Source organism: Maribacter sp. 1_MG-2023 (assembly GCF_030547005.1).
Lineage (GTDB): Bacteria > Bacteroidota > Bacteroidia > Flavobacteriales > Flavobacteriaceae > Maribacter.
This window is the reverse complement of record NZ_JAUOPN010000020.1, coordinates 32,911-59,822: the sequence shown is the minus strand read 5'-3', so window position 1 is coordinate 59,822 and position 26,912 is coordinate 32,911. Positions and strand designations below refer to the sequence as shown.

The window sequence follows — 26,912 nt, the reverse complement described above, 5'->3', positions numbered from 1 at the left end:
TCAAATAGGAAAAGACTGTGTAAATAATTGGGTCTGCTTGTCTGTATGATTGAAATAGGTATTTGAAATCGATTGGGATGCCTTGTACAACAAATCTGATAGTTCTTCTAACAGCGTATCTAAATCTTCTCGTTTAAAATCTGTTTCTGACTTCGTCATTGCCAGTTTTGAAGACTCTGCCAACCTCAACTTAGAAAATGCTTCGAAAACATACTTTTGATAATTGTTTAATTGATGGTCATGTTTTGAATGTGGCAAACGTGCAATATCTTTTTGAATGCGATTGATCATAAAAGTTAACGAACGTGCATAATCTAAATCTAACACTATCAAATCTAACACATGTGCCAACTCTATATGAGAGCGGTAACTATATCTGTAAATATTTAAACTTTCGTGACTGGTCAATAAATACTCTAATAGGTCATACTCTACCTGCTCATCATATTTTATAGTCAATAGGGCTCTGCATTTGGTAATATTTAAAGTGCTTTGCTCTAATTGCAAGCCGATGAAATATAACAACAAACCTTGTTGCACCATGATGCTTTCTTCAATTAACCCCATAAATGCTATTAAGCGAGTAATTAATTGATTCAACACTTTTAATATTTTGTTGATTGAATGATCCTTGCCATCTACCAAGGCATTCCACAGTTTCTGAATATTTTCAAATACACGCCACATATCTGAAGACCAGAGATTACGAATAGAATAATAAGAATTACTGAACATGCTAATGGTATGCGCCAAACTGCCTATTCTATTCTTATCTAGAATTACCGACAACATTTCTTCATACGGATTATCCATTGCCAGTTTACCGTCTTTGTCCTTTTCTACGAACCCTGGGTATGTACCTGTTAATTGCGTAACTGCTTTAAACAGTACTTTAAGCTTCTCAGAATCTGGCTTTTCATCTCTATGTTGAACAATTGCCATTTGGCGCATTACAGTTCTTAAAAAACGTGCATTTACCAATGTACGCCCTACATAACGACCTGCCCAATATAAATTCTCGGCTGTTAAACTTGGTAGATCATCAAGACCAGAAATAGCTATCGATGATTTCTTTTGCCAATGCCTGTTCTTATCTTCTTTTATTTCAGCGTCATCTAATATCCAAAAATCTTTACTGGTGCCTCCTCTTTGGTTTGAAACTCTTACCGTTTCGCCATCGGGTGCTACTCTCACTAAACCGCCAGGCATAACAGAATATTCACCTTTTGATGCAATACAAAATGATCTGGCGACTACATTTCTAGGTTCTAATTTATCTTGTGAAAGATTAGGTGCCGTAGAAAAATTTATACGCTCTTGCGCTACAAAACGATAAGGCCGTTCTAGAATAACTTTTTTAAGCTCTGCTAATTCTTTAGCGCTCATTTGCTCGCAAAAGTATATACTCTCTCTATTGGTGCGATCTATTCTCTTTATAACTAATTCAGATATATGTTCTAGTACATAATTTCTTTCTTTCTCTTGCCCACACCACCACGACGCTATCTGAGGTAGTTTTAATTCTTCCTTCAAAAAGTACTTTGCAATTGCGGGCATGAATGGAATTAATCCCGGATTTTCAATTACTCCACTACCAATAGGATTGATGACGGCTACATTTTTTCTTCGTACTACATCTAGCAATCCGGCAACACCCAAATGAGAATCTTCACGTAATTCTAACGGATCTGTAAAGGCATCGTCTACTCTACGTAAAACAACATCTATCTGCTTTAAGCCTTGCAATGATTTCATCCAAAGAAAACCATCTCGCACTACCAAATCATTACCCTGAACTAAAGGATATCCTAAGAACGAAGCCATATAGGCATGCTCAAAATAGGTTTCGTTATGTGAACCGGGAGTAAGAATTACAATTGTAGGATTTTCTTTTTTGCCAGGCGCCGCATCAATAAGCATTTGATTGAATTCTTGAAAGAAGCCAGATAATCGCTTCACCTTCATTTCTGCGTACATATCTGACAGAATTCTACTGGTGGTAGATCTATTCTCTAGCGCATACCCCATTCCTGAAGGTGCTTCCGTACGATCATTCACTACCCATAAACGCCCATCTGTACCACGACAAAGATCTGCTGCATAAGTGGATAGATACTGTTCTAATTTAAGTTCCATACCAGAACATTGCCTTAGAAAACCACGATGGCCATAAATAACTTCATAGGGCACAATGCCATTTTTTATCAGTTTTCGTTCGCCATAGACATCTTTAAGAACCAAATTGAGCAGTTCTGCCCTTTGCTTCAATCCTGCTTCTACTTTGGTCCACTCCTCTTGGTGCAACATAAATGGAACCACGTTCAGGTTCCAAGGTCTGTGTAAACCTTTTGGGTCGTTATATACATTATAGGTGACACCGTTCTCTGATAACAACCAGTCAATATCTTTTTGGCGGGCGGTTAATCCTGTTACTCCTAAAGTGTCAAATTCGCTTAATAATTTATTCCAATAGGGCTTCATACCATTGTTCAATGAATACATTTCATCATTGCCCTTTTGGGTGTCATAATTATTAAACCAGCTCGTTTTTGTTGTTGGCATTACTTCTTACGTAAATCTGTTACATGTGGATACTCGGGGTTAACTGGCATCTCTTTGTATACAAATGTATTTGAACCTGCCTTAGGTTCAACCATTCTACCCGTAAAATTTGTTGAAGCAACCAATTCAGTAGGAGTTACCTCATCTTGTGTTACCCCAATATCCCAAAATCTATTGATTCTACGCGATTCTGCCTCTAAACTATTTACCGGATACGTATCATAAGATCGCCCACCAGGGTGCGCTACAAAATAAGTACAACCACCAATAGATTTCTTGTTCCAATCATCAACAATATCGAAAACTAGCGGAGTATCTACACCGATAGTTGGGTGTAATGCCGACCATGGTTCCCATGCTTTGAAACGAACACCAGCAACATACTCTCCTTTTGTACCGGTTGAGCTGAGCTCTATTTTTACCCCATTACAGGTCAATATATATCGCTTACTATTAAAGTTATTCACTTTTACCTGTACACGTTCTAACGACGAATCTACATAACGCGATGTACCACCACCGGTCATTTCTTCGCCAAGCACATTCCAAGGTTCTATCGCCATTCGTAATTCCATCTGAATTGAATTTATTTCCACCATACCGTATAATGGAAAACGGAATTCAAAAAATGGATCAAACCAATCTAGCTTAAACGGATAACCCGCGTCGTTCAATTGCGTTACGATATCTTTTATATCTTCTTTTACATAATGCTCTAACAAGAACTTGTCATGCAACTCAGTACCCCAACGTACCAAATCATGCTTGTACGGTTTTTTCCAAAACCATGATACCAATGTACGCACCAGCAACATTTGCATTAAACTCATTTGTGCATGTGGTGGCATATCAAAAGCACGCAGTTCTAATATACCTAAGCGACCAGAAGAAGAATCTGGCGAGTATAATTTATCTATACAGAATTCTGCCCTGTGGGTGTTTCCCGTAATATCTGTTAATAGGTGACGGAATAATCGGTCGGTAATCCAAAACGGGACCTCTTCATCGTCCGGTATTTGAGAAAAGGCAATTTCAAGTTCGTACAGATTCTCTAACCTTGCCTCATCTACTCGTGGCGCTTGACTTGTAGGACCTATAAAGGCACCAGAAAATAAGTAAGATAAGCCTGGATGATGTTGCCAGAATGTTAATAGGCTACGCAGTAATTGAGGGTTTCGCAATAGCGGACTATCAGCTGGCGTTACTCCGCCCAAAGTTACATGGTTACCACCACCTGTACCGGTGTGCTTGCCATCTAACATAAATTTTTCTGTACCTAAACGGGCTTGTTTTGCTTCGGCATAAAGTGTCAAGGTATTATCTGTTAATTCTTGCCAGTTTTTAGCAGGATGTACATTTACTTCAATCACCCCTGGATCAGGCGTCACCTTCAACACCTCTAACCTATTATCTCTTGGCGGTTCGTAACCCTCTAAAATAACAGGTACTTTCAATTCTTTCGCAGTAGCTTCTATACATGCTACCAAGTCTAAAAAGTCTTCTGCACTGTCTAATGGCGGTAAGTATAGAAATAACTTTTTCTCACGAACCTCAGCGCAAATTGCCGTACGTACATAAGGGTGCTTTCTTGGGTGCGAAGTAGATTTCAACTTCATTCGCTTTTGTAAAGCGTCATCAGTCATAGGTAAATCGGGAGTATTTTCAAACAACTCTACCTCTGCCGTTGGTTCTGACGGAATCGGCGGATCTTTTGGCAATGCCGCTAAAGGTAAACGCAAGCCAATTGCCGAATTACCGGGAGTAAGCAGTAAATTCTTATTTCTAAATTCCCATTTATTGGTCAACCATTTATTATCTTTTTTAATCAACGGATACACATGACCAACAGTTTTCCCTAACCCTTGTTCTAAAATCTCCCCTAATTTTTTACGTAAATGGGTATCGTCTTTATTATATTTTTTTGGGTTTACATCTACAGGTAACTTCCCTTCTTCCCACAAGAAATAAAAAGCATCTTCATAAGCTGGCATTACACTATTGGTTTTACAGCCTAAATAGCCGCCCAAAGTCTTTAAAAATCGTTTGGTGATATTTCTTGGCATTTTGTATTCCTCAGAAAATGATGCCAGTAAACTTGGGTCTTTCCAAATTAGTTTTCCATCTTTTCTCCAGTGAATACCGATCAACCAACGAGGTAGTGCCTCACCTGGGTACCACTTACCTTGTGCATGATGCAGCAATCCGCCCTTTCCAAAAACCTCTAATAAGCGAATAGACAACTTACTTGCCAGTTCTCTTTTGTGTTGCCCATCTGCAGCAGTATTCCACTCTTCAGACTCCATATCATCTATAGAAACGAAAGTGGGCTCACCACCCATGGTCAAGCGAACATCATTTGCCTGTAATTCTTCTTCTACCTTAAAACCAAGATTATATATAGCATTCCACTGCTCTTCTGTATATGGCTTTGTTACTCGTGGTGATTCAAATATTCTAGTAACCGAATTTTCAAATTCAAAGGTGGTTTCTGCAAAATCTGTAAATCCGCTTACAGGAGCTGCACTCTCATAAGATGGCGTACATGCCAAAGGAATGTGACCTTCACCAGTAAAAAGACCAGAGGTGGCGTCTAAGCCTATCCAACCGGCACCTGGCAAATATACTTCTGCCCATGCATGTAAATCAGTAAAATCTTCTTCAGGACCAGACGGCCCGTCCAATGATTTTTCGTCAGATTTTAATTGTACCAAATACCCAGATACAAAACGTGCCGCTAAACCTAAATGACGTAATGTTTGTACCAATAGCCAAGCATAATCTCTACAAGATCCCAATTTACCTTCTAATGTTTCTTCGCAAGTCTGTACTCCGGGATCCATACGTAAAGTATAGTTTAGGTGGTTATACAGATCAGCATTAAGACCAATTAAAAAATCGATACTTCTTTGTGGAGTTAAATCAATCTGAGACAACCATTCCTGCAAAAGTGGACCACTTTCTACTTTTTCTAAATAAGGTAAAAGCTCCTTTTTAGCTTCTTCAGAATACTTAAAAGGAAATTCTTCACTCGCTTCTTCAACAAAAAAATCGAACGGATTAATCGTCTTTAAATCTGCAATGATCTCTACATCGACAGAAAGCTCGGTTGTCTTGTCCGGGAAGACAATACGAGCCATATAGTTGCCAAAAGGATCTTGCTGCCAATTGAAAAAATGATTTTCTGGTTTTATTTTTATGGAATAAGCCTCAATTGGTGTTCTACTATGTGGCGCAGGTCGTAACCTGAATATGTGTGGAGATAGATTTATGCTTCTATCATAAATATATTTTGTCTTGTGTTTAATTGCAACTTTTAAAGCCATAATACAGTGGGATTTCAGTACTAACTAATATAAGCACTAATAACAGCAAAAAGAACACACAATTACTTAATCGCCAAATTTTTATATATAAAAGAGTTGAAGCCAATTTTATTGATAGATTCCCAATGTAAACTTAGTATTGTTGTTTTTTCTTTGGATACAACAATTAGGTAAGAAAGATGAATTAGTAGCGGTACACATAAACATTTTAATTTTCGTAAATTGACTTTTATACCAAACTCTAAAAAAAATGGACAAGGCACTACAAACCATGATTGATAATATGCCCGAGAAAACTGGGAAATCTTTAACCGAATGGAAAGATGTATTAAAAACTAAATCGTTTTCTAAACATTCTGAAAGTGTCAATTTTTTAAAAAAAGAGCACGGTGTAACACACGGATTTGCAAATACTATTGTCTCTTTATCAAAAGAAGAAAATAATTCTCCTGCCGATTTAGTAGCCCAGCAATATAAAGGGAAGGAAAATTTAACCCCTATTTACGAAGCTCTATTAAAAGTGGTAAAAACATTTGGTAATGATGTTACCATCACTCCAAAGAAAACTACGGTAAGTATTATTCGCAAAAAGCAATTTGCACTAATAAAACCCGCTACCAAAACAAGAATAGACCTAGGACTGAAAATAAAAGATAAACCAACCACAGACCGACTAGAATCTTCAGGACCATTTGGTAGCATGTGTACACATAGAGTTCAACTCACTAATGCCAGCCAAGTTGATGGCGAATTAATTGACTGGTTGAAGGAAGCTTATGAGAAAGCGGAGTAAGTTTGTTTAATTCTTGAAAAAATACAATGAAAAGTATATACATAGTAATTTCGATTCTTTTTCTAAATCTCATATCTACTAGTACTCTTTTTAGTCAAGATTTACTTTTTAAAGGAATATCACCAACCGAATTTGAAATCATTTTACTTGGAGAGCAAACTCATGGAGATGGTGCCGTTTTTGACAAAAAGCTAGAAATGATAAAAGACCTGCATGACAACTATGGGTATAATCTATTAGTTTTTGAGAGCGGTATGTATGATAATTTTAAAGCAAACGAACTTTATAAAAGTCAAAAGGAGGAAGTCGACATTTTCAAGCAAAGTGTTGGTTGGCTGTATACCACCACCGAAGTTTTTCAAAAACTTTTAAATTATCTAGAAACACACCCGGAATTGAAAATTCTCGGATTCGATTCTCAAGAATCAAATCTTTTTGAAGAATATTTTCTCAACGACTTTAAATCTCTTTGCTCTAAAAATAACATTGTAATTTCTGATGAAGACTACATAGAAATTGAAAAGACAATGGTTGTTAGAGATTTTGAAAAATATGCTTTTAACAAAAAAGACTCTACCAACCTTTACAACAATATTAATGCTGTCATTGATAAAATTGACCAGATCCCTAAAAATGATATTGAAACAAAAGTGATAGTTCAAACATTTAAGAGTGCATTTTCTGACTTGGATTTTGGATTAAAAAGTTTACAAAAAGAAAAAATAGCCATTCAAAACCCCAGGGATAAACAAATGGCTGAAAATCTGATTTTCATTAAAGACCTTTACCCTAATGAAAAAATAATTGGATGGGGCGCTAGTTATCATTTTGCGAATAAATTAAATGAATTCGAGTACACCTTAGAAACTGAAAATTACATTAAAAAACAAATTGCAGTCACAGACAGTATTCACGGTGATAGCCATACCAACACTAAAGAAGAAATTGCGCAAATAAAAGATTTGAAATATGCCGTACCAATGGGTCAAATACTTAAAGAAAAATATGGCTCAAAGTTGTTTAGCTTAGCTTTTACATCTTATGAAGGTTTCTATTTTGATTTTTTAGTAGAACAGATTTCTCCAATTTTACAACCACCAGCCAATAGTATTGAATCCGATTTTAAAAATCAGGATATTAAAACAGCGCTATATGTTTTAAATGATATTCCGTATCAATTTTATTCTTCTGCTCTAGGCTACATTCCGCTATCCGCCAATTGGGAAAATATTTTTGATGGTATTTATTACATTGAAAAAATGTACCCTCCAAAGTATATTGAATACGATAATGAAAAAATAAAGACAGTTACATATAAAGGCAGCAGCATAAGCGGATCTATAATTGACGATGATACTTCTGAACCTATTAATTATGCCGACATATACTATTCTAATTTAAATTCAAGTACAATATCAAACTCAAATGGGCAGTTCAACATTGCCCGTGAAGAAAACACAAATGGTTATTTAATATTTTCTGCTATTGGGTATGAAAGCGATTCTATTTCTACCAATTCAATTACAAAACAAATTAACATCCGTCTTAAAAAATCTAAAGATGATATTATTTTAAATGAGGTAGTAGTAATAGCTGAACGTGTAGAATTGAGCGCAGAAGAAATTATTGAAAAGGCTCGAAACAATATTGAAATTAATTACACACAAACACCATACAATCAAAAATTCTTGTTTAAAGTAAGCCAATTTAACACTAAAGATTCTTTATCTATAGGTGAAGAAGCATTTATTAAAACTTATAATAAAAAAGGAATCAATGGCAGCAATAAACCTGAGAATAACATTTTTGGAGAAATTGAACATTTAAGAACCAATACAGATGTATACGAAAAAAGCAAATGGTATCATGGTATAGGCTCATTATGGGCTGTTTTAAACAGAGATATTATTTTAAGTAAAACGAACGTTCTTTATCGTACCACTTCTTATGATTTAAAAAAACAAAAAATATTACACTATGAAGGTCAAGAAGTTTATCAGATAAATTTTACAAATAATTCTCCTGGCTCCTATTCTACAGGGTTTGGATACCCAGCACCAACAGCTTCATCTGGTAGTATTTACATTGACACTGAAAACTATGCTGTACTGAAGTATGAACATAAAATTGAGCGTGCAGAATATAAAACTAAAAAATCTAAGAATTTAGTAAAACAAAACCACAAAATTGTTGAGACCTATAAAAACGTAAATGGAAGATACTTTTTCAATGTGTTAGAATTCTCTACAGATTCAGTGGTATCATCACTTGAACATGAATATTTATATAGTTCTTTTAACGAAAGTAAACTAATCTCGAACAACATTGAAACGTCATCTATACATATTCTAAACAGACCGCTTGTAGAATTAAAAAAAGGATATCAAAAAAAATCAAACGATGGATTTTGGAAAGAAAAACCAATAGACTTTACATTTGAAATAAAAGGTTAAGACCCCAAATGCAACAAAGCCAATGCATCTTCAGTTTTACCATCTGCCAACCATTGTTGTGCTAGTTTGTGCAATGCAGTGATACTTTCATCTCCATTAAGAATAGATTTCACCTCAGCGTGTTCTGTGATTTTCGCGATAGCTTCTTTAGTTGGCAACTGTTCTAAATTCCCTAACCTTCCTAAATTATTACCTGTTAATACAGTACTGTTCTGTACAGCTTCCGGTAGCATATCTACCCCTATTCCTTTGGTACGTATTGGTTTAGGTATTTCAAATAAAGCATCGCCATTGGCTCTACAATACCAATTACCACCCATACGAGCCACTAAATCTAATTTGGGAGTATCTAATTTCCCCTCTGCATCTAAAAACGCTTTCTTTACGTGAATCTGAACAACTTTGGCGAGTACTAAATTACCTGCCCCTGGTCCGTCACCCAAGGCTATTACTTGATCTACTACACATTCAAATGCCACCGGTGCCTCACCTACTCTTGGTGGTTTCACTTTATCGCTAGGTACTTGTGTGAATCCTGCTTTTACAAATTCATTTACGCCGTCGCCATACTCCGTGCTTGACAATGACATTTGCTCTACCATATCATAATTCACGATATTGATTACCGTTTCTTTTACTTCCAAAACATTTTCTAACGTATGCTTGGTCGTATTATCTCTACCACGTCTAGAAGGTGAGAAAATCATGATTGGCGGATTTACACTGAATAGATTAAAGTAGCTGAACGGACTCAAATTAACATTACCATCTTTATCAATAGTGCTGGCAAAACATATTGGTCTTGGTGCTACGGCCGACAATAAATACCCATGTAATTCTTGCTGAGAAATACTGTTTGGATCTATAGAATTGATTTCTTCGTTCTTTGACATTGTGCTACTATTAAGCTATTTAAAAATTTATTTTATTTACTTGGTAAAATGGTTCCGATTACTTCACCGAATCCTACTCTCTTACCTTCTTTTTCTGCGAAACCTCGCATAGTAACCGTATCATTATCTTCTATAAAAGTACGTTTACTACCATCATGTAATTCAAACGGTTTTTTACCGCCCCAAGAGATTTCTAACAATGAGCCATATGAACTTTCATCTTTACCTGATATCGTTCCAGACGCCATTACATCACCTACATTCAAATTACAGCCGTTTACGGTATGATGTGCTAATTGTTGCATCATATTCCAATACATGTATTTGAAATTAGACTTACTAATAGATGTTTCACCTGATGTTTTTGATGACATGCCGACCTCTAATTGAATATCATAATTCTTTTCTCCTTCATACTGTAAATACGATAATACAGCCGGTTCTTGCACAGGACCTTGAATCTTAAATGGCTCTAAGGCTTCTAACGTAACAATCCATGGTGACATAGAAGATGCAAAACTTTTTCCTAAAAACGGACCTAAAGGCACATATTCCCACTTTTGAATATCTCTGGCAGACCAGTCATTGAACAACACTAATCCGAAAATATGCTCAGCAGCTTGTTTTGTAGAAACGCGTTCTCCTAGTTCGGTACTTTTACCAACTATAAAGCCCATTTCCAATTCGAAATCTAGATTGCCTGAAGCTTTAAAAACGGGCACTTCCATATCATTGGTTTTCACTTGACCCATGGGTCTGTGAATATTTGTACCGCTCACCACAATTGATGAAGCACGACCATGATACCCTACCGGAATATGTCTCCAATTTGGTAATAAGGCATTCTCTGGATCACGGAACATTTTACCCACATTGGTAGCATGTTCTATACTTGAATAGAAATCTGTATAATCGCCTACATGAACCGGTAAATGCATTTTCGCTTCTTTCTGCAATACAAAAACTTCTTGATGATTTTTCAGCGGAGAATTCTCAGATATCAATAAATTTTGAATATCTAAACGGACCTTATTCGTTATTTTCTTACCTAATGCGATAAACTCATTTAAGGTTTTCTGCCGAAAATAAGAAGCACTGACTTCTAATAAACCTAATTCTGAAACAGCTGCCAAATCAACTATCTTCTCACCAATTGCAATACCTGCTTTTGGAGCTTCACCGTTTACAGAGAAGATTCCGAAAGGGAGATTATAGATAGAAAAATCTGAATTTGCGGGTACTGACACCCATGTATTTAGTGTTGTCAAGTGCTTGTTTTTTTATTTATTCAACCACGATTTGTAGTAATCTCCGTCGTCTAATTTTAAGGCATTTTCGGTAACCATCAATGGCTTGAACGTATCAATCATAACCGCTAGTTCTTCTGAACCTTTTTGACCTATGCTGCGTTCTGCTGCTCCTGGGTGCGGACCATGTGGTATGCCTGCGGGATGGAGAGATATGTTACCTGGCTGCACTCCGTTTCTGCTCATAAAATCTCCGTCAACATAATATAGCATTTCATCAGAATCTATATTCGAATGATTATATGGTGCAGGTATCGACAGTGGATGATAATCGTACAACCTTGGCACAAAAGAGCAAATTACAAAAGCATTCGTCTCAAATGTTTGGTGTACTGGTGGCGGTTGATGAACTCTACCTGTAATGGGTTCAAAATTGTGAATTGAGAATCCGTACGGGAAATTATATCCATCCCAACCTACAACATCAAAAGGATGCCCTATGTAGACCATTTCATGAATGACCCCTTGCTTCTTCACTTTAATCAAGTGCTCATCGGTATCGGTAAACGTTTCTAAATTTTGTGGCAATTTATAATCGCGCTCACAAAACGGAGAATGCTCCAATAATTGCCCGAACCAATTACGGTATCTCTTTGGCGTATAAATGGGTGAGTACGATTCCGCAAACAAAATACGATTGTCTTCGCTATCAAAATCTATCTGATAAATCGTTCCTCTCGGAATTATTAAATAATCTCCATACTCAAACGGAATTTGCCCGAAAATGGTTCTTAATACCCCTGTGCCTTTATGTATAAAGAGCATTTCATCGGCATCGGTATTCTTATAAAAATATTCTCGTAACGATTTTCTTGGTGCCGCTACCCCGATAATAATATCGCTATTCACCAAAAGCGGCTCTCTAGCTTCTAAAAAATCATCTTTTGCGGGAGCATTAAAACTCACTAATTTCAACGAACGTATATTCTTCTCCAAAGCAATTTTCGGAGAAACATCTGTACTCTTTAATATCTCCTTGACCATTGTTGGTCTATTGTGGTGATATAATAAAGAGGACATACCGTCAAAACCTATAGTACCGAACAATTGTTCTGAATACAACTCTCCATCTGGTTTTCTAAACTGCGTATGTCGCTTAGGCGGCAACGCTCCTTGCTTATGATATATAGGCATATACGTTGATTTTACTCGAAAGTCGAGATTAAAAACTACGAGGATTACCCCGAACTTTTGAATTTATGTTTTAAGAATACCTCGCGAAAATTCCACGAGGTATGTAACTAATTCTTCTCTTAAAAATACGCTATTCTTGGTCGCTCAAGAAATCTGTTGAACTTATAATGTTCCTCTTAATTCTTGCTCACGCTCAATAGCTTCAAATAATGCCTTGAAATTTCCTTTTCCAAAAGAAGTAGCTCCTTTTCTCTGAATAATTTCAAAAAACATTGTTGGTCTTGCTTGTACTGTTTTCGTGAAAATTTGCAATAAATATCCTTCATCATCACGATCAACCAAAATACCTAGCTTTCTTAATGATTCAATATCCTCATCAATTTCACCTACCCTTTCGGTCAATACATCATAATACGTAGTTGGTATGTTTAGGAACTCTACTCCTCTACTTTTAAGATCTGAAACCGTCTTTACAATATCGTCTGTTGCAACGGCAATATGCTGAACACCTTCACCTTCGTAAAATTCTAAATACTCATCTACTTGAGATTTTTTCATACCTGGTGCCGGCTCGTTAATTGGGAACTTAATACGACCGTTACCATTGCTCATTACCTTACTCATTAATGCCGTAAAATCCGTAGAGATATCCTTATCGTCAAAAGACATAATTTGCTTGAAGCCCATAACATTTGCGTAGAAATCTACCCAATAGTTCATTCTTCCTTCTTCAACATTACCGACCATATGATCCACAAATTTTAACCCTGTAGAAGTTGGTTGGTAATCGCATTCCCATTTTTGATATCCTGGTAAAAATGTTCCGTTGTAATCTTTACGCTCTACAAAAATGTGTACAACCTCACCATAAGAATAGATACCAGAGGTAACTACTTTACCGTCTTCATCTTTGTCTGTCCTAGGTTCCATATAACTTTTGGCACCTCTTTTCATCGCCTCTTCATACGCGTACGTAGCATCATCAACCCATAGCGCAGTAACTTTTACACCATCACCATGCTTGTCAATATGTCTACCTACATCAGTACCACTTCTTAGTGGAGAAGTCAATACTAACCTTATTTTGTCTTGTTCTAATACGTAAGACTCATATTCTCTACTACCAGTCTCTAAACCTTTATACGCTAAAGATTTAAAGCCGAATGCAGTTTTGTAATAATGTGCCGCTTGCTTAGAATTACTTACATATAACTCTAAATAATCGGTACCATTAATTGGCATAAAATCTTGTGCCTCTTTGTGATCGTTCTTTGCTACTGTTGCTGTTGACATACTGTTGGGTTTTATATTTTTATTTCGTTTATTGTTGCATATACAACATGTATATTAAAAAAATTATGCTGTTGTTGTTTGCGACTTCATCAATACTTCAAGTGCTGCTAAAAGTGCTTTGTTAGCCTCTCTTACCCCGAATGAAATTCTCACTTTACCAGGGGCTCCAAAATTACCTACCGGGCGTACCATAATACCACGTTGTTCTAAAAACGAAGTAAATTCCATATCATTGATTGGCGGGTCTATTAACACAAAATTACCTTGTGCAGGCCAGTATTTTATCTGCAAAGCATCAAGTCCGTTCAAAACAAACCTTCTTTCCTCTTTCACCAATGCCACCGTTTTATTTACAAAATCTACATCTTCTAATGCTGCAATAGCACCTTCTAAAGCTAAAGAAGACAGTAAAAATGGCTTACAAATTCTACGCATGTAATTACTGATTTCTAACGGAGCATAGCAATACCCTACACGTAAACCTGCTAAACCATACGTTTTTGAAAAACTATTTATGGCAATTACATTTTTACCTTCTACCACAAACGGTAAACCTGATGTGTAATCTTCTGCTTCTGCAAAATGCCTGTATACCTCATCTAATACCAAAACAACATGCTCAGGTAATTTCTCAATAAAGCTTCGTAACTCTGTCATAGGAATGTAATTTCCTGACGGATTATTAGGCGATGCTAGAAATACCAACTTCGTTTTCTCTGTAATTGCGGCTATAATACCATCTAGATTATAGTCATAATTCTCGGTCATTGGAACATTAATTGCCTTTGCTCCCATCCAACGAGTAAATGCTGTATATGGAAGAAAACATGGCTGACTCACAATTACCTCATCGTCTTCATTCAAAAATGCCTTCGAAATCATATCAATAATTTCAGAACCACTATTTGCAGTAATGAAATTGTCGGCAACTAAAGCACCATCAAAATCCTTTACCAATGCTTCACGTAATTTGATATCAGTATTATCTGGATAGAAACTTAAATCGTCTAATGTTTTTGCTAATGCTTCTTTTACTTTTGGGGAATACCCTAGCGGATTCTCATTAGATGAAAGCTTGTGTACCGTAACACCATCGGGCATAACAATTTTCTTTCCACCACCTTTATAGGTACTGTCTTCTAATATATATTTCTTGAAACCTAGTTGCATATTTCTTCTTCTTTAGACCAATTTATCCGAAGTAAATATACACTTTTTTTTAATTATTGTTGCACTAACAACAATATTAACAATAAACTCTGTTACTTTTGGAGGAATAACATTTGGATTATGGACAGGACGGAAGGCTTCGGCGTATATATTGATCGTACATTAAAAAAAGTACAGAGTACCTTTCTACAGGTTTTTGCAGAGAATAATATTGATTTGACCATTGAGCAATGGGTGATTTTACAACGTGTACAATTAGAAGGTAAAGATGCTTCTCAAGCAGATATTGCCAAATCTAACTTTAGAAATAGAGCTACAACATCTCGAGTTATTAGCGGATTATGTAAAAAAGGCTTCTTACGAAAGTCTAGATTTAGAGATGACCAAAAAAGATACAAGCTTGTAATAACAGACGAAGGTTCTGCACTCATAAAACAAGTAATGCCCTTTATTACCGATTTAAGAAAAGTTAGTACACTGGGTATCACCGAAGAAGAGTTTGAAATATTCTATAAAGTTCTTGATCAACTTTGGGAAAATTTTGATCAATATGAAGGTCGTTCATAGCCGTAAATTGACAGATAAAAGAAATAATTAAATTTTTATTGATTTTGGTTTTACCAGTCTATAAAAATCACTAAGTTTGCACCCACATTTGAAAAAATGGTGTCGGTCGCATAGCTCAGCTGGATAGAGCATCTGCCTTCTAAGCAGACGGTCGGAGGTTCGAATCCTCCTGCGATCACTCAAAAGCCCCTTTTAGGGGCTTTTTTGTTTTATAGTACTTTCTACTGCCTCAATTTATTCACTTATTTACGAAGTCTTTTTCTTTTTTGTCATTTTTATTATTTTTGCCCATTAAGACCAATTTCATTTTAGATGTATACATTGACTTATGAATCTGTTGCCACGAATAAAATTAAGGGCTCAGAAATGGAAGAATTATTGGAAAAAGCACGTGAAAACAATCAACGTGAAGATATCACAGGTTGCCTTATCTATTATCAAGGTCGTTTTGTTCAACTGCTAGAAGGTAACAAAACGAGAATAGAGACACTTTATAGCAAGATTAAAAAAGATCCTCGCCATAAAAATGTCACTCTTTTTTCTGATGACGAAACAAGTAAAAGAACGTTCCCAAATTGGGGTATGGCCTACTACCCCATCGACGAGGACAATACAAACAAATACGAGTACGAGCAATTTAAAAGAAATCTAATTTTGATGGCCGATCTCATAGAGCCTACCAATGTTACCTCAAAACACTTTTGGAAAAAGATTAAAACCATGATTTCTGAACCGCCAATGTAACCGGTGAAACTTCTTGTACATTTTGACTCAAAATAGTAATATGTGCTCATATGCCAGCGTTATATTTTAGGTATTGAGCTATTTTTTAAATGAATCGAACTAGAGAATAAACTTCTTAAGTTTTACCTTGCTCTTGGATTTTGATCAATTTTTTTAATTGAAGTCTTTGTAACAAACATTTTTTAGCGTTTTAAATTATTAATTGCCATGAGCAAAAATTTACTAAATGTCTTCCTAGCTGATGATGATAGTGATGACAGAACATTCTTTTCTGATGCATTAAGAGAGATCCCGATACAGACTAAAATTTCTGAATTTAATAATGGCGTAGACCTAATGGCAAGTTTACTATCTAACGACATCGAAAAACCAGATGTCATATTTTTAGATTTAAAAATGCCAATGATGGACGGATTTGAGTGTCTTGCAGATATTCGTGACCTTGAGAAATATGCAGGTACTCCGGTAATTATTTATTCTACATCTTATCATCCTAAAGAAATTACCCGTTTAAATGTTATGGGCGCTTCTTTGTATTTACAAAAACCTTCTTCTTACAACCAGCTCAAAACACTTTTACACAAATGTTTACGCTATGTAAATGATTCTGAAAAAAACGAGAAGGAGTTCGTTATTTCCATTTAAATAACTTTTTAGATATATTGAATATTACAATTTTAAATCTTCTAAGCTACCTAGCTTTTAGCTAGTAGTATTATCTTGTTTACCTTCTTTTCAATCTTTAAAATAGTTCTACCTTAAAAATATAAAACAAAAAAAGCCAGCTCAATTGAGCCGGCCTTATCTTTTTCATATATGTCTTTCTATGCTGAAATTGACACGTTTCTAATATTCATTAAGTATGCTTTTGGTGTACACTTAAATTTGTTTCTAAAGATTTTAGAGAAGTAACTTCTACTTGTAAACCCAATAGAATATACAATCTCTGAAATGTTCATATCAGATGTCTGAATTAATTCTTCAGCTAATATCAATCGCTCATTTCTAATGAAATTCGTTACTGTAGTACCTTCCGTTACCTTAAAGCCTTCTTGCAATTTTGTTGGTGAAAGACCGTATTCCTTACTTAAATCGGTTACTGTATAAGGAAATTCTGGTATTCTCTTTATAGCATTTACTGCTTCTTCAATTCTTAAAAGCTCTTTCTTTGTTAGCATGGTCGAAACCTGACCGCTATTCTCAATATCTTGCTTACAATGTAAAATCTCTAATGCCAACGTAAAGTTTACAATACCTTCTATAAGTAGTTTTCTTACTAAACCAACTTGAGTAATTGATCTTATCTGTAATAATTGTTCTTTTATTTTAAGGTTGAAAGTACCAACATGAGCGCTCCCATCTTCATTTAAAAATGAAGCAAACAATTGCTCATATAATTCATTATTGTTAACATTCTTACTTAATGACTCTCCATCTTGCGTTACCTTAATAATAGACAAGTTAGACTTTGTCGCCTCTCTAAGTTTAATATTAATAGTCTCGATAGAACCGCCAATTACTACTGTTTGTAAAGCTTCAACTTTACTTGTTTCTTTTCCTTTAGAAAATCTAAAACTACCTTCTAAACAATAAATGAAGTATAAACTACGATTCTCATCTAACTTTAAATCGAAATTAAAGTCATCGTTCAAATCCAAATCATATTCGGTATAAGAAATTCCTGATCCTAATGAAACGGTCTGTATTCTACCGCTACCTTTATCGTTATCATATTGAAGAATACGATCCCCTTGAAAACTAGAGATACTTCCTCCTAAAACATTATTGAAATGACTTAACTGATTATGAACTATTTGCATGAATTATTATTTAGATGGTTATTATTTAATGAAGCCTCTTGTGCTTGAAAGTTTTCGGTAAAAACAGGAGTACTACTCTGTACATTTAAAGTCTGGTCATAAGAATCTTTTCGTCTTACATTACCTACTCTAGCATATTGAAGATTATTCATAAAGGCTTACATTTCTTGTTGATACAAAGATGCGGCCCATGCAATGTAAATCTGTTACAACATTTTTAGAAGCTGTTACACAATTTTAAGAAGGGTATATTTTACAGTGGTAAAACCTATAATAAGGTTGGAAGATAAACGGTGAACTCAGCACCTTTGTTCAACTCGCCTTTTGCCGTAATGGTACCGTTATGCGATTGAACAATTTTTTTACAGATAGATAAGCCCAAACCCGTACCTGAAAATTCTGTCTTACCATGAAGTCTTTGAAATATTTCAAAAATTTTCTCTTGATACTTTTTTTCGAATCCTATACCCGTTGTCAATGAATTGTAGCTTTACGTAATTTATGTTTGGCAATAAACTTTCTACCAAACTTTTATCGCCACTAACGATACTACCTATAATTTTAATATTGGGCCGTACTCCTTCATTTACATATTTGAGTGAATTACCAATGAGATTGGCAAATAACTGTTCTAACAGAAACTGAATACCATTTACTACCGGTAAACTCACAGAATCTACTTTAGCATCTAAATCCTTTATACGTTCCCCTAAATCTTCAAGAACATTATATAAAACATCATTAAGGTCTACGCGCCTTGGTTGTTCGCCAACCTCGTCTATTTTAGAATAAGACAGTAGATTATTAATAAGGTTACGCATTCTATCTGAAGAGTACTTTATTTTAGATAAGTAGTCTTGTGATCGATTACTTAACCGACCCTCTTCTTCATCATCTAATCGACTAACAAACATTTGAACTTTACGAAGTGGTTCTTGCAGATCATGACTGGCTACACGGTTAAAAGCTTCTAAGTCGGCGTTCGTTCTTTTTAATTCTGTATTCTTAATCTGCAGCACCGACTCTGCTTCTATTTGCTTTGTAACGTCTCTAATAACACCTACCATATACCAATTACCTTCTTTTTGGTAGCACTCTGCAATGGTGTTCATATACCTTAACTCCTTAGACTTTGTGTATACACGAAAAACCAAGTCAGATTTAGATTTATTTATTCTAGCCGCTTTAAAACTAGATTTCACTTTTTCAAAATCATTAGGATGTAAAAATGTAAGTAAGCGATCGTACTTATCATCGAACTCATTAGGGTCGTAGCCAAACAACCTGTAAACATTGTCTGAGTATTTTATTTGCTCCTTAGCTAAATTCCAACGAAAACTACCAATATTCGCTACATGCTCAGCCTCTGAAAGTAACCTGTTTTGTATAAACAATTGTGCTTCGTACGTCTTCTCTTGCGTTACGTCTTTCGAAAACAATATTAGACCATCGTTCATTTTTACAGCTCTTGTGGTCAACCAAACTGATTTTTCGTTAAATATAAATTCTTTAGTATATTCTTTATTTTCCCCAGTTGTATAACCATCTGCTAGAATCTCTAAAACTCCGTTCTCTGCGTTCTTCGGATAATACTCGAGTATTGTCTGCCCCTCTATAAATGCCGAATCGTCATTAGCAATCTCACCCATTCGATTATTTATATAATCGATGCGAAAATCTTCAACATCACCTTTCTTGTTGAAGATGGGTTTTAAGTAACAAATAATACTGTCGTTACTGTCTAAAACACGTATTCCAAAAAGATTAGAAATTTCAAGTTCTCTCTTTCTCGACTCAAGACTACCTAAAGGATGCTTAGATTCTTTATCTGTGATATACTTGGGCTTAATTAATGATAAGGCAAACAAAAGACCTTTGTTAAACGATCTAATTCTAACATGATAATTAAGTATGTTATCTGATTCTTTGACTATGATATTAAAATTCTCATCTTCATTGGTTTCCAGAACTTTATTAGCCAGAATAAGCAGTTCATCATATTTTACTATCTCTTCTAAAGATTGATTTTCATTACTATCAGACGGAATAAAAAAGAAATTTTGAGCTTTTTTATTGGCATACTTAACATGATACTCTTTTGCATTCAAAGAATTAGGTACAGAAGGCTCAGTGTATAATACAGCAGTGTCGGCATTATCGACCATTGTTCTAAAAATATCATCTGCTAAATTATTCTTCATACTTTATCAACTTTCAAACCTTAGTTAAGGTACTGCGAATTAACCGATAATTATGCGACTTGCTTGGTGCTAAAACAAAAAAAGTTGTTCCGAATGAAACAACTTTTTTTACTATAGCTTTATTTGAGGCCTTATATTTTCAATAAAAAATTCTCTTTCTTAAAATCATTTAAATGATATGCCCAGTTCATTTTAACAACTTGTTTTAGTGATTTTTTAAGTTCATTGAAACTAGAAGGCTTTTTAATATAGATGTTCGCTCCTTTTTCGAAAGTTTCTTCTATATCTCTTTCTGCAGAAGATGTAGAATAAATAGCCACCAATAAATCTTTTAAATGTGGTGTACGTCTAATTGCTTCTAAACATTCGAACCCATTCATTATTGGCATATTTAAATCTAAAAACACCAAATCGGGAGTATTATCTGTATCGGTCAATAAATATTCCATACAGCTTTTTCCATTCTCTAATTGATGTAAATCGGTGTTCAATTCGATTCCCTCCAATGCATCGGCAAAAAATTGTCTGTCGTCTTCGTCATCGTCAACGAGTAGTATTCTTAATTTATCCATTTTCACTTTTCATGTATTGAAAGAAGAACCGTTCTTCTCACTTTTTTCTAAACTTAATATACTGGGTGATGGTTAACCCAGTTACCTTTTTAAACTGATTTGATAAATGTGGCACACTGCTAAAATTTAAATCATGAGCTATCTCGCCTAAACTCGTGTTCTCTAACAGCACCAAATCCTTTACCTTTTCAATGCGCACTAAAATATAAAAATTCTCTATCGAGGTAAACGTTTTACTAGAAAATAGATTTGAAAGATATGGATAACTAAAACCCAATTGTTTAGAAAGTAATTCCGAAATTTTTACATTTCTAATATCTCCCTCATAAACCATTTTCTTTATATAAATCTTGATCTCTTCAACGATATCTCTATTCTCTTTTGTCTGAATCTTTATACCAAAACCCTCAAGTTCTCTTGATATAGATGTAAGCTTTTCATCACTTAAATCTTTAGGCAACTTAATAGTACCGTCTTGCAACATTTCAAAATCAACCCCTGCAGCGATCATTGTTTTTCGAAATACTTCATTAACCATTTTTTCAGGGCTATATATGAAACTATATTCCATTCAATAAACACAATTAATTCTCTGCATAAAAGTTTGTAAACTTATTATTTTAGAAAAACATTCTATAACAAAATACAATAAAATATTAGCACTTTTAATCCTAATCTTAAAAATCGACTAAATTGTAAGTTTTAAACTACGTAAATTATACATGTAGTAATGAATAGCAGTAATACGATTAAGATTTCGTAAAAATCAACCCGCCATAAGCTGGAATATTTATTTTCCCCGTCCAGTTTTTAGCGTCGGTACTTTCTTTTACTACTTCAACACTATCTACAGGCAATTCTGAGAAATCTTTATCGTAAATTTTACTACTAGCATTAACCCTTAGCTCACATGGCTCATTTTCATTTAAACCTATACCGTAATCTTTATTACTAAAATTTAAAACGACAAGAACTGGTTCTGTGAGATCATTGCCATCAAACCTGGTATATGCCAATATTTTTGTTTCGTGGTTATTATGTGAAATTTCTATATGCTGACTTCTTAACCCTTTACTACCTTCAGTTTCTCCTGTTCTTAACTTAATAATATCTCTAATCAAGTTTTCTATACCCTTGTGCTTTTCTTCTTTTTCCCAATCTAAGCCTTCGGTGTCTTGAAAATATTCGTCTTCAATAAACTCTTGACCTTGAAATAGCATTGGTATACCTGGTGCTGTCAGTGTTAATACCATACCTAATATGGCTCTTTTCTTAGCAAAATCACTTTCTCCATCACCTGGTTAAATTTCCTCTGGAACCCTCGCTTTACCATTGGCAACCTCATCATGAGATTCGGTATATACAATACGGCAAAAGGCATCATTACTATACTTAAATTCTAAGGCATCGACTATTTTCTGTAGGTCTCTACTGTCTTCATGGGTATCTTCTATGACTTCTCTTACCGGATGAACAAAATTCATATCCCATTGTGAACCATATGCCAACCCATTATGCTCTATAGCATCGGTAACCCTACAATCGCCTTTTAAATCTTCTGCAAAGGTTAATACATGAGGATATTTCTCTCTGATTTCTGAATTTATATCCCTCATTAAAATATTACCTTCTTCAATCTCGGTATCGTAGCCTAGCCCTCCGCCCTCATAACGTATGTACGAAGTGGCATCCATTCGTAAACCATCACAATGGTATTTTTCTATCCACATTAAGGCATTATCACGTAAATATTGACGTACTTCTTCTCTACCATAATCTGGTCTAGTGTCGCCCCAAGGGGTATCGCTTCTATGATCATTGTAGAAATAAATTCCGCCTTTATCATTTTCACTCCATCCATCAAACTGCCATAAATCTACATCTGACGGACCGAAATGACCATAAACAACATCCATTATTACAGCAATTCCTCTTTTATGCGCTTCATTGACCAATTTTGCAAATGCATCAGCCCCTCCATAATCTTGCTCTATTGCAAATGGATGTGCTGGATTATATCCCCATGAAATACCACCTGAAAACTCTGCAACTGGCAATAACTCAATACAATTAATGCCTAAACTTTTTAAATAGTACAATTTGGCGATTACATCTTCAAATGTACCTACGGCATCTGGTGAAGAACGATTAAAAGTACCTACATGAAGTTCATAAATTACAAGCTCGTTCCAGCTTGGCATTTTAAAGAAGGTTACAGCACCATCATTTATGACAGCACCCATACCTGCCGATTTTGTTATTGTAGTATTCATGAGTCAAAAATAGAATCGAATTCACCCATATAATATCCTTAAAAGAATATGCTTTAACTCAATAAAGTTTTCTTTTAAATAATATCAATAAAATCGATTTAAATCATCTATTTATATGAATTGCAATGACATAACAACTTAACCTAATCATTATAGTTGAATAGATTTCTAGAACTTCGGATAAAAAAATGGGATATTTATTGCTTTTTAGGAAGTACAATTGTAAAAACAGACCCCTTATATAGTTCACCAGTTGCACTAATAATCCCAGCGTGATTTTGTACAATTTTCTTTACAATAGCCAAACCTATACCTGTACCCACGTATTCTTGCTTAGAATGTAATCGCTGAAAAACCTCGAATATTTTCTCAGAAAATTGGTCTTCGAACCCAATACCATTATCGGTAATGGTTATTTGAACGTATTCTTTAGTATTCGACAGAATTGGATCAATAGATTTCGCTTTTTTAATTACCTCGGTTTTTATAGTAATTACAGGTGGTACATCTGCTCTCGAATATTTTATAGAATTCGATAACAGATTATAAATTAACTGTCTAAACTGAAAAGGCACCACCTCTAATTCACATGATTTCAGTAAAGTAATTTTACCATGTTTCTTTTTAAGCTCTTCCCCTAAATCATTCTTGATATCTGCTACTAGTTCTTTCAAATCAATAACCTCGAACACCCTTTTTTCAGTATCTGTTCGTGAATAAGAAAGTAAATCATTAATAAGCGATTGCATTCTATTGGCTGCAGATTGTATTTTCACAAATTTTTCTTTGCCAGATGTAGATAGTTTATCATACTCCTTGTCCATCAAAACTTCTGCGAACATTTGAATTTTACGCAACGGCTCTTGTAAATCGTGACTAGAAATATATGCGAAAGACTGAAGCTCTTTATTCATAGCCTCAAGCTTAAGGTTGCTATTTGCCAGTTCTTTAGTTCTATGATTGACTTCGTTCTTTAATGTTTCTTCAAATGACTTCTGTTGTTCAATATTCATACCCGTACCCAAGAACCCCTTTAAATCACCATTTTCAAATTTGGGTACCGCCACAATCTTATACCACTCATACTCATTGGTTGTTGCATTTTTTACACGGTATTCTAAAGACATTCTTTCTTGCTTTTCTATAGCCTTACCAAATCCTTCAAAAACCAATTCTATATCATCTGGGTGCACTATACTTTTCCAAACCTGACCTTCAAATTCAGAATAATGAGATAAGCCTATGAAATTTAAGAGTTCATTGTTTGCATACTCAACATTTATATCTGCATCTGTAATCCAAATCCACATAGGTGATAGATTGGCAATATCACGAAAACGACGTTCACTTTCACGTAAGCGCCTTTCAGCCAATACAGCTTCTGTAGTATCGGTAACTATAACCAAAACTCCAGATACATTACCGTCATCATCTTTAACGGGACTATAACTAAATGTCCAGTAGACATCTTCCATTCTACCGTTCCTATAAATAGGAATCATTAAATTTTCTCTCCAAATAGACTCTCCCTTTTTGGTAACTACGCTAAGCATAGGGTAAATATCTTTCCATATTTCTGCCCAAGCCTCAGCTCCGTTTAAACCTAAAATTTTAGGATGTTTGCCATCTACACCTAAAATTGGTCTATAGGCATCATTATAAAATCCTTTTAGGGTGTCGCCCCAAAATAAGAACATTGGAAAAGGAGAATTCAGAATAATATTAACAGTAGTACGTAAACTCTGTGGCCACCCTTCTGGCGCACCAAGCGGAGTCAACGACCAATCTTTTTCGCGCATTAACTTACCCATCTCGCCACCATCATCAAGAAAATGAAATTCTTTATTCATACGATTAAAATTGAACTATATACCAAAGTTTAGGCTTACACTATTGCGTGTATGGATATCTAAAAATACATATTTAAGACAATACAATTAAGTAAAATACTTTCAGATTTGATGTACAAATAACGCTATTCGCAACTTAAATTGTGGTGAATTGAGCATTTGAGATACTTTTTTTCGCATTAGAGCAACTTTGCGCTATTTCATAAGTAACTACACCTCTCACAGCCGTCAACATTTTTAATTTAAATATGGCGCATTGCTCCACTATTGTTAATTTGCATACACATACCAATCACCAACACAAAATGACTATAACTGCAAATTCGAAATTATTAATATACTTCTTTCTTCTACTTTTTGTCAGCACGCCTTTAATAGCATTAGCTCAAGACACAAGTTCCAATCAAAATTTAGTTGAGCTTTTTAGAAAGTGGCGTTCTTTTGAAAATCCGCCATTGCTAGACGGTGCTCCTGATTACACTGCTAATGCTTTCGAGAAAAGATCTCCTGCATTCAAAGCATTACAGCAACAACTACACGCTACAGATACTACTGGGTGGTCAATACCAGATAAAGTTGATTGGCATATTGTAAATGCCGAGATGAACGGCTACGATTTTAACCAACGGATTTTAAAACCATGGGTTAGAGACCCTGCATTCTACAAGACAATTTGGACAGACCGTAGCGATGTGCCTGCCCATGAAGGTCCGGCGCACCATGCTATAATTGATATATGGAAGTATAATTTTCCGTTAGATAAAACCGAGCAAACCAAATTACTGGCCGCATTAAAAGTGATACCTGTACTTAACAATCAAGCAAAAAAGAATTTAACGGGTAATGCTAAAGATTTATGGATAGCAGGTATTCGCGATATCGAAACTCAAAGCCAAGACTTAGCTCAACTAAAAAATCGTGAAGGAGTTCAAAAAAATAAAAAAATAATTACGGCTATTGATGCCGCAATAACCTCAACAAATAGTTTGGCTGATTGGTTAAAAACCGAAGCAAACACTAAAACGGGACCTTCAGGTATTGGCAAAGAAAATTATACATGGTATTTACAAAATGTCCATTTGGTGCCTTTAACTTGGGAAGATGAAGTAATGCTACTAAAACGCGAGCTTACGAGAGCTTGGTCGGCACTTAAACTTGAAGAGCATAGAAATCGAAATTTACCCGAATTAAATGATGCCAGTAGTGTTGAAGAATATGATACCATGGCAAAAACTTCTGCCAAAAGTCTTCTAGAATTTTTAGATAAGAATGAAATTGTTACTGTAAAAGATTATTTCGAAACTGCGCTTAATGATCATTTAGGTTCATATGTACCAAAAGAGAAAAGAAACTTTTTTTGGATTACGGCACATTTAGACCAACGTCCGCTATACTCTCATTTTTACCATTGGTTCGAATTGGCTAGAATGGATAATGAACCAAATCTACGTGAAATCAGAAAAGAGGCTTTACTTTACAATATATTCGATTCAAGAAACGAAGGTACGGCCACTGCCGTTGAAGAAATGTTTATGGATGCCGGACTGTACGATGATCAGACCCGCTCTAGAGAAATCGTTTATATTATGATTGCTCAACGCGCCGCTAGAGGCTTAGGCTCATTATACGCACATGCAAACCTTATGACTTCTGAAGAAGCCGGTAGTATTCACTCTAACTACACCCCTAGAAGATGGATGAAAACAGAAAAAGATCTATTGCTTTTTGAACAACACCTTTACCTTAGACAACCAGGTTACGGCACCAGCTATATAACAGGAAAATATCTTTTAGAAAATACCATGGCCGAATATGCCAGAATGAACGAGTCTAAAAACGAACCTTTTGAAATGAAAGCCTTTTTCGACGAATTAAATGTAATTGGTAACATTCCGATTACTTTGGGAAGATGGCAAATGACAGGTGTACAATCTTTTCTAGGTCAAGAATAGCCTAA

Annotated in this window: 22 protein-coding genes and 1 tRNA gene; 7 read left to right on the top strand and 16 right to left on the bottom strand. The window is 35.2% G+C overall.

Annotation, left to right across the window (positions count from 1 at the left end; all coding sequences use genetic code 11):
• Both Q4500_RS17265 and Q4500_RS17260 read right to left on the bottom strand, forming a co-directional pair.
• Entirely contained in the window at positions 1-2,562 is a 2,562-nt protein-coding gene (locus Q4500_RS17265) for a circularly permuted type 2 ATP-grasp protein (protein WP_303600829.1), read from the bottom strand.
• Positions 2,562-5,885, bottom strand: coding sequence for a DUF2126 domain-containing protein (locus tag Q4500_RS17260; RefSeq protein ID WP_303600828.1), 3,324 nt, complete (start codon positions 5,883-5,885; stop codon positions 2,562-2,564). The genes Q4500_RS17265 and Q4500_RS17260 overlap by 1 nt, the downstream gene beginning before the upstream one ends.
• Positions 5,886-6,135: 250 nt before the next feature.
• On the opposite strand from Q4500_RS17260, the gene Q4500_RS17255 reads away from it, so the two are divergent.
• Together Q4500_RS17255 and Q4500_RS17250 are read left to right on the top strand one after the other, a co-directional pair.
• Positions 6,136-6,678: a DUF4287 domain-containing protein gene (locus tag Q4500_RS17255; protein WP_303600827.1), complete on the top strand. Its 543-nt coding sequence runs from the start codon at positions 6,136-6,138 to the stop codon at positions 6,676-6,678.
• A 26-nt stretch (positions 6,679-6,704) separates the two neighbouring features.
• On the top strand, positions 6,705-9,131 hold the full coding sequence (locus tag Q4500_RS17250) for a carboxypeptidase-like regulatory domain-containing protein (protein ID WP_303600826.1): 2,427 nt from the start codon (positions 6,705-6,707) through the stop codon (positions 9,129-9,131).
• Here Q4500_RS17250 and Q4500_RS17245 read toward each other — a convergent pair.
• The 5 genes from Q4500_RS17245 to Q4500_RS17225 all read right to left on the bottom strand — a co-directional run bounded on the left by Q4500_RS17245 (position 9,128) and on the right by Q4500_RS17225 (position 14,928).
• Positions 9,128-10,024: a flavin reductase family protein gene (locus tag Q4500_RS17245; protein WP_303600825.1), complete on the bottom strand. Its 897-nt coding sequence runs from the start codon at positions 10,022-10,024 to the stop codon at positions 9,128-9,130. The genes Q4500_RS17250 and Q4500_RS17245 overlap by 4 nt on opposite strands.
• 32 nt (positions 10,025-10,056) lie before the next feature.
• Positions 10,057-11,292: a fumarylacetoacetase gene (fahA, locus tag Q4500_RS17240; RefSeq protein ID WP_303600824.1), complete on the bottom strand. Its 1,236-nt coding sequence runs from the start codon at positions 11,290-11,292 to the stop codon at positions 10,057-10,059.
• A 12-nt stretch (positions 11,293-11,304) separates the two neighbouring features.
• Positions 11,305-12,465: a homogentisate 1,2-dioxygenase gene (locus Q4500_RS17235; RefSeq protein ID WP_303600823.1), complete on the bottom strand. Its 1,161-nt coding sequence runs from the start codon at positions 12,463-12,465 to the stop codon at positions 11,305-11,307.
• Between the two features lie 162 nt (positions 12,466-12,627).
• Positions 12,628-13,758: a 4-hydroxyphenylpyruvate dioxygenase gene (hppD, locus tag Q4500_RS17230; RefSeq protein WP_303600822.1), complete on the bottom strand. Its 1,131-nt coding sequence runs from the start codon at positions 13,756-13,758 to the stop codon at positions 12,628-12,630.
• Between the two features lie 63 nt (positions 13,759-13,821).
• A complete protein-coding gene (locus tag Q4500_RS17225) occupies positions 13,822-14,928 on the bottom strand; it encodes a histidinol-phosphate transaminase (RefSeq protein ID WP_303600821.1) in 1,107 nt (368 codons plus the stop codon).
• A gap of 120 nt (positions 14,929-15,048) precedes the next feature.
• Between Q4500_RS17225 and Q4500_RS17220 the strand changes: the two genes are divergently transcribed.
• From Q4500_RS17220 to Q4500_RS17205, 4 genes are all read left to right on the top strand, one after another.
• Complete coding sequence (locus tag Q4500_RS17220; RefSeq protein WP_299322790.1) at positions 15,049-15,495, top strand: MarR family winged helix-turn-helix transcriptional regulator; 447 nt, start codon at positions 15,049-15,051, stop codon at positions 15,493-15,495.
• Between the two features lie 104 nt (positions 15,496-15,599).
• Positions 15,600-15,673: transfer RNA gene (locus Q4500_RS17215), tRNA-Arg, on the top strand.
• A 134-nt stretch (positions 15,674-15,807) separates the two neighbouring features.
• Positions 15,808-16,239, top strand: coding sequence for a BLUF domain-containing protein (locus tag Q4500_RS17210; RefSeq protein ID WP_303600820.1), 432 nt, complete (start codon positions 15,808-15,810; stop codon positions 16,237-16,239).
• Positions 16,240-16,446: 207 nt separating this feature from the next.
• Entirely contained in the window at positions 16,447-16,884 is a 438-nt protein-coding gene (locus Q4500_RS17205) for a response regulator (protein WP_303600819.1), read from the top strand.
• A gap of 179 nt (positions 16,885-17,063) precedes the next feature.
• On the opposite strand, the gene Q4500_RS17200 is transcribed toward Q4500_RS17205, so the two are convergent.
• From Q4500_RS17200 to Q4500_RS17160, 9 genes are all read right to left on the bottom strand, one after another.
• Positions 17,064-18,059, bottom strand: coding sequence for a helix-turn-helix transcriptional regulator (locus Q4500_RS17200; protein ID WP_303600818.1), 996 nt, complete (start codon positions 18,057-18,059; stop codon positions 17,064-17,066).
• The gene (locus Q4500_RS17195; RefSeq protein ID WP_303600817.1) at positions 18,050-18,211 is read right to left on the bottom strand and encodes a hypothetical protein; all 162 of its coding nucleotides are present in this window, start codon (positions 18,209-18,211) and stop codon (positions 18,050-18,052) included. The genes Q4500_RS17200 and Q4500_RS17195 overlap by 10 nt, the downstream gene beginning before the upstream one ends.
• A 116-nt stretch (positions 18,212-18,327) precedes the next feature.
• The gene (locus Q4500_RS17190) at positions 18,328-18,537 is read right to left on the bottom strand and encodes an ATP-binding protein (protein WP_303600816.1); all 210 of its coding nucleotides are present in this window, start codon (positions 18,535-18,537) and stop codon (positions 18,328-18,330) included.
• Positions 18,488-20,260: a PAS domain-containing protein gene (locus tag Q4500_RS17185; RefSeq protein WP_303600815.1), complete on the bottom strand. Its 1,773-nt coding sequence runs from the start codon at positions 20,258-20,260 to the stop codon at positions 18,488-18,490. Before Q4500_RS17185 ends, Q4500_RS17190 begins: the two co-directional genes overlap by 50 nt.
• A 131-nt stretch (positions 20,261-20,391) precedes the next feature.
• Positions 20,392-20,832 (bottom strand): response regulator, encoded by a 441-nt coding sequence (locus Q4500_RS17180; protein ID WP_073240486.1) that lies wholly within the window; start codon positions 20,830-20,832, stop codon positions 20,392-20,394.
• Between the two features lie 37 nt (positions 20,833-20,869).
• Positions 20,870-21,403, bottom strand: a complete 534-nt coding sequence (locus tag Q4500_RS17175) for an AraC family transcriptional regulator (RefSeq protein WP_303600814.1) — start codon at positions 21,401-21,403, stop codon at positions 20,870-20,872.
• A gap of 178 nt (positions 21,404-21,581) precedes the next feature.
• A complete protein-coding gene (locus Q4500_RS17170) occupies positions 21,582-22,085 on the bottom strand; it encodes an alpha amylase C-terminal domain-containing protein (protein ID WP_303600813.1) in 504 nt (167 codons plus the stop codon).
• Positions 22,086-22,133: 48 nt separating this feature from the next.
• Positions 22,134-23,105: an alpha-amylase family glycosyl hydrolase gene (locus Q4500_RS17165; protein WP_303600812.1), complete on the bottom strand. Its 972-nt coding sequence runs from the start codon at positions 23,103-23,105 to the stop codon at positions 22,134-22,136.
• A gap of 197 nt (positions 23,106-23,302) precedes the next feature.
• Positions 23,303-24,955 (bottom strand): ATP-binding protein, encoded by a 1,653-nt coding sequence (locus Q4500_RS17160; RefSeq protein WP_303600811.1) that lies wholly within the window; start codon positions 24,953-24,955, stop codon positions 23,303-23,305.
• A gap of 305 nt (positions 24,956-25,260) precedes the next feature.
• On the opposite strand from Q4500_RS17160, the gene Q4500_RS17155 reads away from it, so the two are divergent.
• Positions 25,261-26,907 carry a hypothetical protein gene (locus Q4500_RS17155; RefSeq protein ID WP_303600810.1) on the top strand — a complete coding sequence of 549 codons (1,647 nt, stop codon included), beginning with the start codon at positions 25,261-25,263 and terminating at the stop codon, positions 26,905-26,907.
• Positions 26,908-26,912: the final 5 nt, after the last annotated feature.